General features: G+C 70.2%; 8 protein-coding genes. 5 read left to right on the top strand and 3 right to left on the bottom strand.

From position 1 onward, the window contains the following. Positions 1–157 precede the first annotated feature (157 nt). From GPY60_RS15235 to GPY60_RS27135, 3 genes are read right to left on the bottom strand one after another with little or no spacing between them, the layout of a single operon-like run. Positions 158–1048 (bottom strand): aldose 1-epimerase, encoded by an 891-nt coding sequence (locus tag GPY60_RS15235; RefSeq protein WP_156688511.1) that lies wholly within the window; start codon positions 1046–1048, stop codon positions 158–160. A gap of 3 nt (positions 1049–1051) precedes the next feature. Beyond that, complete coding sequence (locus GPY60_RS15230; protein WP_156688503.1) at positions 1052–2203, bottom strand: FAD-binding oxidoreductase; 1152 nt, start codon at positions 2201–2203, stop codon at positions 1052–1054. 31 nt (positions 2204–2234) lie between these two features. Beyond that, the gene (locus tag GPY60_RS27135) at positions 2235–3206 is read right to left on the bottom strand and encodes a DUF3060 domain-containing protein (protein WP_231639670.1); all 972 of its coding nucleotides are present in this window, start codon (positions 3204–3206) and stop codon (positions 2235–2237) included. Between the two features lie 126 nt (positions 3207–3332). Between GPY60_RS27135 and clpB the strand changes: the two genes are divergently transcribed. The 5 genes from clpB to pyrE all read left to right on the top strand — a co-directional run bounded on the left by clpB (position 3333) and on the right by pyrE (position 10556). Beyond that, positions 3333–5885, top strand: a complete 2553-nt coding sequence (gene clpB / locus GPY60_RS15220) for an ATP-dependent chaperone ClpB (RefSeq protein ID WP_156688502.1) — start codon at positions 3333–3335, stop codon at positions 5883–5885. A gap of 137 nt (positions 5886–6022) precedes the next feature. Continuing rightward, a complete protein-coding gene (gene ttfA / locus GPY60_RS15215) occupies positions 6023–6841 on the top strand; it encodes a trehalose monomycolate transport factor TtfA (protein ID WP_156688501.1) in 819 nt (272 codons plus the stop codon). Positions 6842–6908: 67 nt separating this feature from the next. Continuing rightward, complete coding sequence (locus GPY60_RS15210) at positions 6909–9158, top strand: acyltransferase family protein (RefSeq protein ID WP_156688500.1); 2250 nt, start codon at positions 6909–6911, stop codon at positions 9156–9158. A gap of 95 nt (positions 9159–9253) precedes the next feature. Beyond that, on the top strand, positions 9254–10027 hold the full coding sequence (locus GPY60_RS15205; protein WP_156688499.1) for an SDR family NAD(P)-dependent oxidoreductase: 774 nt from the start codon (positions 9254–9256) through the stop codon (positions 10025–10027). Then, positions 10005–10556, top strand: coding sequence for an orotate phosphoribosyltransferase (gene pyrE, locus GPY60_RS15200; RefSeq protein ID WP_370462731.1), 552 nt, complete (start codon positions 10005–10007; stop codon positions 10554–10556). Before GPY60_RS15205 ends, pyrE begins: the two co-directional genes overlap by 23 nt. Positions 10557–10559 lie beyond the last annotated feature (3 nt).

Here is a 10559-nt window from a genome sequence, read left to right as displayed (position 1 = left end):
GGTCCCCGAGGCACCGGGTTCTTCGCCGGCGCCGGCGGTCCCGCGGGTGCTCGCGGCGTGCTGTTCGGCGCCAACGGCGCCCCGGGTCAATCCGGCTGAGTTCGCCGCGGCGACAGCGCTATTCACGCGAGCTGGCGCCTGTTTCCGCTGACGCCCCTCAAACCCGGATCGAGAACTGCGTGATGGCCGGCTCGCCGGGCGCCGCGCAGCGGTAGCCGCCGCGGCGCAGCGCGTCCGTCGGCGCGGTCATCGGCTCGAAGCAGACGAGATCTTCGGCGGGCGGTGCGAAGATCTGCGTCGCCGGGTACCCGCGCTCGAAGTGGACCTCCAGACGCCGGCCGCCGCAGGAGACCGCGAACACCGCGCCCTCGGGGACCTCGTCGTACGCGTCATCGAACCCCTTGTCGCCCAAGGGTTCCCGCATGGCATCCGTCGGCTCCGATTCGTCCGTCGGCAGGCCGCGGTCGTCGAGGCGCAGGTGCCGCAGCGGCGGCGTCTCGATCACCCACTCACCGCGCGGCACGCCCGGCAGCTGCAGGTACGGATGAAACCCGAAGCACAGCGGCACCGCCCGGTCGCCCGTCGCGTTGACCGTGGTCCGCACCGTCAGCGTCCGCTCGGCCAGCCGCACGGCGACGGTGAGCATGTGCGGAAAAGGAAAGCTGACCAACAACTTCGGGTCGGCGCCGAAGTCGAGCTCGGCGACCAGCTCGTTGCCCAATTCCGTCCTCACCCGCCAGCCCGGGTAGGCGGCCAGCACGCCGTGGATCGGCAACCCGTTGGGGTCGGCCCGGACGCCGTTCTCCCCGGGGGTCAGCTCCACGGTCACGTCCTGCGCGGTAAACGAGTTGCCGCCCAGGCGATTCGCCCACGGGTAGAGGATCGGGATGCCCATCGTCTTACCCGCCTCGAGGTAGGCCTCGAGGCCGCGTCGCTGGCCGAGCAGCTGCGCGCCGGCGTCGGTGAGCGACGTGCCGATCATGCCCGCGCCGGGCACGAACTGCGCGGCCACCTCCGACGCCGGGTCGGTCAGCGTGACGACGTGCATCATCTACCTCCAGAGCGGGTCGTGCTGAATGCGTTCGGGGGGAGCGCCTTTGGCGATCAGCGCGGCCTTGGTGGCCCGCACCATGGCCGGGCCGCCGGAGATCAGGATCTGCCGGTCGCCCCACCCGCCGTATTGCGACACCACGTCGAGCAGCCGGCCGGTCTGGTGCACGTGCAGGCCGCGTGGCGGCGTGACGTCGGGATAGTCGGCGGCCCACGCGGGGTCGCGGCGGTATTCCGACACCGGCGAGACGGACAGCCACGGGTTGTGCGACGCCACCTGCCAGAGGGTGGGCAGGTCGTACAGCTCGCAGCGGTAGCGCGCGCCGTAGAACAGATGCACGCGTGGGTTATCGGCGTAGCGGCTCAAGTCCATGATCAGCGCCCGCAGCGGCGCGAGGCCGGTGCTGCCGGCGACCATGAGCACGTCGCCGCCGCCGCGGTCGACGTGCAGGCCGCCGTGCGGGCTGGACAACCGCCAGCGGTCACCGGGGCGGGTCTCGTTGACGATGGCCGTGCTGACCAGGCCGCCGGGAACCTGCCGGACATGGAACTCGATCCCGCCGTCGGGGTCCGCCGGGATCGCCGGGCTGAGGTAGCGCCAGCGCCGCGGGCATTGCGGGACATGGGCATTCACGTACTGGCCGGGGTAGTAGTGCATCGGCCGGTCCAGCCGCAGCCGCACCACCGCGAGGTCACGCGAGACGCGGTGGTGCTCGATCACCGTGCCGTCCCACCAGGCCGGTCCCTCCTCGGCGTCGGCCGCGCCGCTCATGACCCCGGTGATCAGGTTCAGCGACTGCGTGGCCGCGGCGTCGACGGCGTCGGTCCAGGAGTCGGCCAGCTGGGCGCGCAGGGTCGCGTCCAGCGCGCGGCGCAGCGTGTCGTAATGGCTTGGCAGCACACCGTATTTGCGGTGATCGCGGCCGAGCTGGGCCAGGAACGACACCGGCTCGGCGGCGCGCTGCTCCACCAGCTCGCCGTACACCCAGCGCATGGCGTGGCCGAAAGCGGCTCGCTGGGCATCCAGTTCGGGCGGGAACAGGTCGCGCACCGAAACGTCGAGGGCGAACCAGCGGTCGTAGAAGCGGTGGACCAGCTCGTCGTCGAACGCGTCGCGCAACACGCCCAGCGCATCCCGGTCCTCCAAGCTCACGGACGCCGATTCTAGGCGCGCCGCGCCCCGGTCAGCCCTGACGGACGGTGTTGGACTTCCCCTTGTCGACGATCCGCGGCGAGCCCCAGTGGTAGGTCACCGCGTTCCCCGTTCCCGTGGTGCTCACGGCGTCCGCGCTGTCCACCGCGACGCGGTTGCGGTCGCCGGAGACGCTCAGGCTCGTGCAGTGGCCGGTGACGACCACCGTGTTGTCCACGCCGCTGACCGACAGGTAGCCGTCGTTGCACGGGATCGTCTTGTGCTTGCCGTTGCCGCTGACCTGCAAGGTGCCGGCGTTCGGGACGGGCGCCGACGGGGTGTCGCCGGTGCCGTCGGCGCGGAAGCCGCCCGCGGCCAGACCGGCCAGGGTCAGCCAGCCGATCACCATGGCCGACCAACACGCCATCCCCGCCCGGAGCCGGGGTCGCAGCGCGCCGAGCCAGTCGCCCGCCTCGTCGCGGTCGAGGTCGTAGGCGAAGGACGTCACGCATCGGGCCCGGGCCGGGTTGCGCTCGTCGGCCAGGATCACGCCGTTGGCGTATTCGCGCCCGCGCAACACCAGGCCGCCCTCGTCGTCGTCGAGGGCGTAGCGAACGGTCGTCGTGACGATCGGCCCGCTCCACCGGCGGCGGGTGACGTGCCAGCCGTGCGCCACCGGCAGGCGGACGTGGTACCGAATCGCTCCGCCCGGCTGGGTGGACCGGGAGATCACGGTGGCGACCCGGCCCCACCTGAGCAGGCCCAGCCGGATCCGCGCGCCCCGCAACCGCACCGCGTAGATGGCGGCCACGGTCAGCACCGCCACCGCGGCGAAGGCGCTCGGCAGCCCGACCCAGAACCCGGCGGGGAGGACCCCGACCGCGAGCAGGGTCCACGCGTCCCGCCAGCGGAATCGCAGCAGCTCGGCCAGCCGGAACGCCACCGGAACCTTGCGTGGGGTAAGCGCAAGTTCGGTGGTGGGCGCGCCGCTCACCCGCTCATCGGCGCCGTCGCGGCGGTTCATTTGCGAACTGGACCTACCGGAGCCGCGGAAAAAAACCTAAAATTGAGCGGAACAGACTCAACCTTGACGGCGTTGGACAACGCGAGAAGCATTTTTCCTACATACCCGGAAACGGAGGTGTCTCGGTTGGCTAGCGACTCTTTCAACCCGACCACCAAGACCCAAGCGGCGCTGACCTCGGCGCTCCAGGCGGCGTCGGCCGCCGGGAATCCCGAGATCAGGCCCGCGCACCTGCTGTTGGCGCTGCTGACGCAGAACGACGGGATCGCCGCGCCGCTGCTCGAGGCGGTCGGCGTCGAACCCGCGACCATTCGTACCGAGGCTCAGCACATGCTGGACCGCCTGCCGCAGGCCAGCGGCGCCAGCTCGCAGCCGCAGCTGTCGCGCGAATCGCTGGCCGCCATCACCACGGCCCAGCAGCTCGCCACCGAGATGGACGACGAGTACGTCTCGACCGAGCACCTGCTGGTGGGCCTGGCGACCGGCGACTCCGAGGTCGCCAAGCTGCTGACCGGCCACGGCGCCTCGCCGCAGGCGCTGCGCGAGGCGTTCGTCAAGGTCCGCGGCAGCGCCCGGGTCACCAGCCCCGAGCCGGAGGCTACCTACCAGGCCCTGGAGAAGTACTCCACCGACCTGACGGCCCGCGCGCGCGAGGGCAAGCTCGACCCGGTCATCGGCCGCGACAACGAGATCCGCCGCGTCGTGCAGGTGCTCTCCCGGCGCACCAAGAACAACCCGGTGCTCATCGGTGAGCCCGGCGTCGGCAAGACCGCGATCGTCGAGGGCCTGGCCCAGCGCATCGTGGCCGGCGACGTCCCCGAGAGCCTGCGCGACAAGACCGTCATCAGCCTGGACCTGGGCTCGATGGTCGCCGGCGCCAAGTACCGCGGCGAGTTCGAGGAGCGGCTCAAGGCCGTCCTCGACGACATCAAGAACTCCGCCGGCCAGATCATCACGTTCATCGACGAGCTGCACACCATCGTGGGCGCCGGCGCGACCGGCGAGGGCGCGATGGACGCCGGCAACATGATCAAGCCGATGCTGGCCCGCGGCGAGCTGCGGCTGGTCGGCGCCACGACGCTCGACGAGTACCGCAAGTACATCGAGAAGGACGCCGCCCTGGAGCGGCGCTTCCAGCAGGTGTTCGTCGGCGAGCCGTCGGTCGAGGACACCGTCGGCATCCTGCGCGGGCTGAAGGACCGCTACGAGGTGCACCATGGCGTGCGCATCACCGACTCGGCGCTGGTGGCGGCCGCGACGTTGAGCGACCGCTACATCACCGCGCGGTTCCTGCCGGACAAGGCCATCGACCTGGTCGACGAGGCCGCCAGCCGGCTGAAGATGGAGATCGACTCGCGGCCCGTCGAGATCGACGAGGTCGAGCGCCTGGTGCGCCGCCTCGAGATCGAGGAGATGGCGCTGGCCAAGGAGGAGGACGAGGCGTCCAAGGAGCGGCTGGAGAAGCTGCGCTCCGAGCTGGCCGACAAGAAGGAACAGCTGGCCGAGCTCACCACCCGCTGGCAGAACGAGAAGAACGCGATCGACGTCGTCCGAGAGCTCAAGGAGCAGCTGGATGTGCTGCGCGGCGAGTCCGAGAGGGCCGAGCGCGACGGCGACCTGGCCAAGGCCGCCGAGCTGCGCTACGGCCGCATCCCGGAGCTGGAGAAGAAGCTCGACGCCGCGCTGCCGCACGCCGAGGCGCGCGAGAACGTGATGCTCAAGGAGGAGGTCGGGCCCGACGACATCGCCGAGGTGGTGTCGGCGTGGACCGGCATCCCCGCCGGGCGGATGCTCGAGGGCGAGACGGCCAAGCTGCTGCGCATGGAGGACGAGCTGGGTAAGCGCGTCATCGGTCAGAAGCGGGCCGTGCAGGCGGTGTCTGACGCCGTGCGGCGTTCGCGGGCCGGTGTCGCCGACCCGAACCGGCCGACCGGGTCGTTCATGTTCCTCGGCCCGACCGGTGTCGGCAAGACCGAGCTGGCCAAGGCGCTGGCGGAGTTCTTGTTCGACGACGAGCGCGCGATGGTCCGCATCGACATGAGCGAGTACGGCGAGAAGCACTCGGTCGCACGGCTGGTCGGCGCTCCTCCGGGCTACATCGGTTACGACCAGGGCGGCCAGCTGACCGAGGCGGTGCGGCGGCGTCCCTACACGGTGATCCTGTTCGACGAGATCGAGAAGGCGCACCCGGATGTGTTCGACGTGCTGCTGCAGGTGCTCGACGAGGGGCGGTTGACGGACGGCCAGGGCCGCACGGTCGACTTCCGCAACACGATCCTGATCCTGACGTCCAACCTGGGCTCGGGCGGGACCGAGGAGCAGGTGATGGCCGCGGTGCGCTCGGCGTTCAAGCCGGAGTTCATCAACCGCCTCGACGACGTGATCATCTTCCACGGCCTCGAGCCCGGTGAGCTGGTGGCGATCGTCGACATCCAGCTGGCCCAGCTGCAGAAGCGGCTGGCGCAGCGCCGCCTCACCCTCGAGGTGTCGCTCCCGGCCAAGCAGTGGCTGGCGCAGCGCGGGTTCGACCCGGTCTACGGCGCGCGGCCGCTGCGCCGGCTGGTGCAGCAGGCGATCGGCGACCAGCTGGCCAAGCAGTTGCTGGCCGGCGACGTCCACGACGGCGACACCGTTCCGGTGAACGTCAGCCCGGACGGCGACTCGCTGATCCTCGGCTGATTCGACCAGCCGCAAAAGCCCCCATTTCCAGGCGAAATCGGGGGCTTTTGCGTCCGCGGGGTCGCGCACGTCCTGTGACGCGCTTGTGACCCGGCCGCGTTCTGTATTCCCGCTGCCGAACAGATACCCTGTGTGGGATGGTCCCCCTCTGGTTCACGCTGTCCGCGCTGTGCTTTGTCGGCGCGGGCGTGCTGCTGTACGTCGACCTCGATCGACGCCGCGGGCGCAGCAGGCGCCGCCGGTCGTGGGCGCGGTCGCACGGCTTCGACTACGAGCGTGAATCGACCGAGATCCTCAAGCGCTGGAAGCGCGGGGTGATGTCGACGGTCGGCGACGTGCCGGCCTACAACGTGGTGCTGGGCCAGATCCGCGGCGAGGCGGTCTACATCTTCGACCTCGAAGAGGTCGCCACGGTGATCGCGCTGCACCGCAAGGTGGGCACGAACGTCGTCGTCGACCTCCGGCTCAAGGGGCTGAAAGAGCCTCGGGAGAACGACATTTGGCTGCTGGGCGCCATCGGGCCCCGGATGGTCTACTCGACCAATCTCGACGCCGCGCGGCGCGCCTGCGACCGGCGCATGGTCACGTTCGCGCACACCGCGCCCGATTCCGCCGAGATCATGTGGAACGAGCAGAACTGGACGCTGCTGGCCCTGCCGGTCACCAGCACGCGCGCCCAGTGGGACGAGGGCCTTCGCACCGTGCGTCAGTTCAACGACCTGCTGCGCGTCCTGCCGCCGGCGCCCCAGGAAACGTCCGAGGAGAGCGTGGCGGCACCGCCGCGCACCGCGGCGCCCGGCCGCCCGCTGGCTCCCGCGGGCCGGGCGGAGCTGCCGCCCCGCCGTTCCGGGCAGGACGTCTCCGGGCTGCTCGGCTCGGACGTTCAGGCCGGCCAGAGTCATCCAGAGAATAGGGGAAACCGTACTTGGTCAACGCTCCGCCGACCATCCGACTGATGCTCCTGAAGCGGACCCGGCTACCGCGTATGTCGCACTGACCTGGCCTATGTAGTACGAGCGTCGGATGAGGCGGTCAGCGCGACGGCCGGTATCCGAAACCGCATGCGTCGGGGCCGGATTGACCACCCTTAACGACCGATCACGGAGGGATCAAATCCGACCCACTGCTTCGACTCTGCCGGAGGGGGCGAATAACTCTTCCAATGCTGGTTCGCGCTCTGCGCGCATTGGATTTCGTCCGGACATCGAGGGATTGCGTGCCGTCGCCGTGTTGGCCGTTGTCCTCTTCCATTTCTATGTGCCCGGGGTCGGTGGCGGGTTCATCGGCGTCGACGTGTTCTTCGTCATTTCAGGCTTCTTGATCACCGGGCTGCTGTGGCGCGAGGTCAGCGCGGACGGCACCGTCCGGTTGCGCCGGTTCTACGGGGCCAGAGCCCGCCGACTACTGCCCGCGTCGGCCACAGTCGGAGTGGTTATCGCGATCACCTGGACTGTGCTGTCATCCCCGTTGGCGGCGCGCAGAATCATCGGTGACGGCATCGCGAGCGCGCTGTATGTGGGCAACTACCGGTTCGCTCTCCAGGGCATCGACTACTTCACCGTCAGTTCACCGTCGCCGTTCCAGCATTACTGGTCTCTGGGCGTCGAGGAGCAGTTCTACTTGGTGTGGCCGCCCTTGATCATCGGGACGGCCTGGCTCATCCGGCGCGTGCGTCGCCGCACCGGCGCTCGGCCCGGGTCGTCGCCGGTCCCATTTCTGGTGGTGCTTGTCCTGGTCGCCAGCGTCTCGTTTGCGGCGTCTCTGGTGGCCACTCGCCTGTTGCCTCCTATGGCGTTCTTTTCGCTGCCCACCCGGGCCTGGGAGTTGGCCGTGGGCGGCGTGGTGGCCTTGACGACCAACCAGTGGAGTCGACTTTCGCGCCTGCCTGCCGCGCTGGCGGGATGGGCAGGCCTGGCGGTGATCCTTCTGGCCTGCGCCCTGCTGAGTGGGGCAACACCGTTTCCGGGTACCGCCGCACTGTTGCCCGTGCTCGGCACGGCGCTGGTGATCGGCGCGGGCTGTTCGACCCCCGCACGCGGGGTCGGGCGCCTTCTCGCGCTGCGGCCGATGCAAGCCGTCGGCCGGGTGAGCTACGCCTGGTATCTGTGGCACTGGCCTGTGGCTTTGCTGGCAACGCCGATGGGTCCGTTAGGCAGCTTGGCCGGGATCCTCATCTCCTTCGCGCTGGCCGCGCTCACACTGCGCCTCATCGAGAATCCCTTGCGATTCGCCGCGCCGGTACGCCGGTCGGCCGCCCGCAGTCTTGCGCTTGGTGGTGCCGTCACTGCCGTTGCGGTTTCCGTGTGCCTGGCGCTGCTGGTTGTGGTGCCCGTCCCGGTCGGTCACGGGCCGCCGGCTCAAGCCCTTGTGGTCACCGCAGCGCCTCCCCCCACGGGCACAAGCGTCGTACCGTACGACGCCGCCGTCCAGAACGCATTTACCCAGGTAGAGGCCGCGGTGTCGGCATCCGCCGACCTGAGGGCCGTACCGTCGAACCTCGATCCCCCGCTGGCTCGCGTAGCAGACGAGCTAAAGTCCGGCTACGGCGGTTGCGTACGCGGCGTGTGGGAAGTCGACCAGCCTGAGTGCGCGACGGGTGACACCGCATCGACGACGACGCTGGCCCTGGTCGGCGATTCGCATGCGGCGATGTGGGGACCGGCGTTTCAGCAGGTAGCCGAGCAGCGGCACTGGCGGATGGAGAACATGAACAAGGGCGGCTGCCCGGTGCTCGACTTGCCCGTCTTCAACCCCATCGTTCACCGGGAGTACACCGAGTGCGTGCAGTGGCGGGACCGCATCATCGCCCGGTTACAGAGCGAACACCCGCGGCTGGTCGTACTCAGCATCCGGCGCTACTACCCCAACCAAAGGTTCGCGGCCTACGACCCGGCGTGGATCGACAGCCTCACCCGACTGGTCCGGCAGCTCCGCGGCACGGGTGCACAGGTGCTGGTGCTCGGGCCGATCCCCATTCCGCAGGTATCGGTGCCGGACTGCCTGTCCGCGCACCTCGACGACGCGACGGCTTGCTCGCCGCAACGGTCGACGGCGGTCAATGATCCCGGCATCGCGGCGGAGACCGCCGCCACCGAAGCCGGTGGCGGACGATACGCCAACCTCACTCCGCTCTTCTGCACCGCCGCCCGCTGCCCGGTCATCGTCGGCAACACCCTGGTGTACATTGACGCGTCGCATATCAGCGTCGAATACGCCCGGGCGTTGGCGCCCGTGATGAGCGCGCTGGCCGACCGTGCCCTCGTCAACGGCTGACAGGCTGCGGTAACGCAACGGCCGCCAGGCCACCAACTATCAGCACGGCTGACGCGCGGGCCGCGCGTGCTGGCCGCGGCCCTAGGATGTCGCTCATGCCCCGTCCCGTCGCCCTGATCACCGGGCCCACCTCCGGGATCGGCGCCGGCTACGCGCGGCGCTACGCCCGCGACGGCTACGACCTGGTCCTGGTCGCCCGCGACGTCGACCGCCTCACCAAGCTCGCCGCGGAGCTCGAGGGGCAGGCGGGCGCCGTCGAGGTCCTCCCCGCCGCCGCCGCCGACGCCGCCGGCCGGGAGAAGGTTTCCGAGCGCCTCGCCCGCGGGGTGCGCGTCCTGATCAACAACGCCGGCTTCGGCACCAAGGGCGACTTCTGGGAGACGGATCCCGCGGTGCTGCAGAAGCAGCTCGACGTGAACGTCACGGCGGTCATGCACCTGACCCGGGCGGCCCTGCCCGCGATGCTCGGCGCCGGCGCGGGCACCGTCATCAACATCGCCAGCGTCGCCGGTCTGGTGCCCGGGCGCGGGTCGACGTACTCGGCGTCCAAGGCGTGGGTGATCTCCTTCAGTGAGGGCCTCGCCGTGTCGTTGGAGGGCACCGGGGTCGGCGTGCACGCGGTCTGTCCGGGCTACGTGCACACCGAGTTTCACTCGCGGGCGGGCCTCGACATGGCCAAGCTGCCGTCGTTCATGTGGCTCGAGGTCGACGACGTGGTCGCCGCCAGCCTGGCGGATATCGCCGCCGGGAAGGTCGTCAGCGTCCCGGGCCTCCAGTACAAGGCGCTGGTGACCGCCGGGCGCCTCATCCCGCGGGGGCTGGCCCGCGGCTTCGTCAAACGCGCCGGTGGTGGACGTGGCCGAAGCTGACGCACGCGAGGAGCTCGCAGACCTGGTCCGGCGGCTGTCGGTGGTGCACGGCCGGGTCACGCTGTCGTCGGGCAAGGAGGCCGACTACTACGTCGACCTGCGCCGGGCCACGCTGCACCACCGCGCGTCGGCGCTGATCGGCCGGCTGGTGCGCGACCTCACCAGTGACTGGGACTACGCGTTGGTCGGCGGCCTGACCCTGGGGGCCGACCCGGTGGCCACGGCCGTCATGCACGCGCCGGGACGCCCGATCGACGCGTTCGTCGTGCGCAAGTCGGCGAAAGCCCATGGGCTGCAACGACTTATCGAGGGGTCCGACGTTGCCGGCAAGCGGGTGCTCGTTGTCGAGGACACCAGCACCACCGGAAACTCGGCGCTGACCGCCGTGCACGCCGTGCAGGACGCGGGCGGGGAGGTGGTGGGCGTCGCCACCGTCGTCGACCGGGCGACCGGCGCGGCCGAGGCGATCGAGGCCGAGGGGCTGCCCTACCGCAGCGTGCTGGGCCTTGCCGATCTGGGGCTGGGCTAGGCC

The sequence above is a fragment of the Mycobacterium sp. Marseille-P9652 genome (genome assembly GCF_902652685.1).
In the GTDB taxonomy this organism is placed as follows: Bacteria; Actinomycetota; Actinomycetes; order Mycobacteriales; family Mycobacteriaceae; genus Mycobacterium.
Note: the sequence above shows the minus strand (reverse complement) of the source record. Positions and strands in the feature narration are given on the sequence as shown.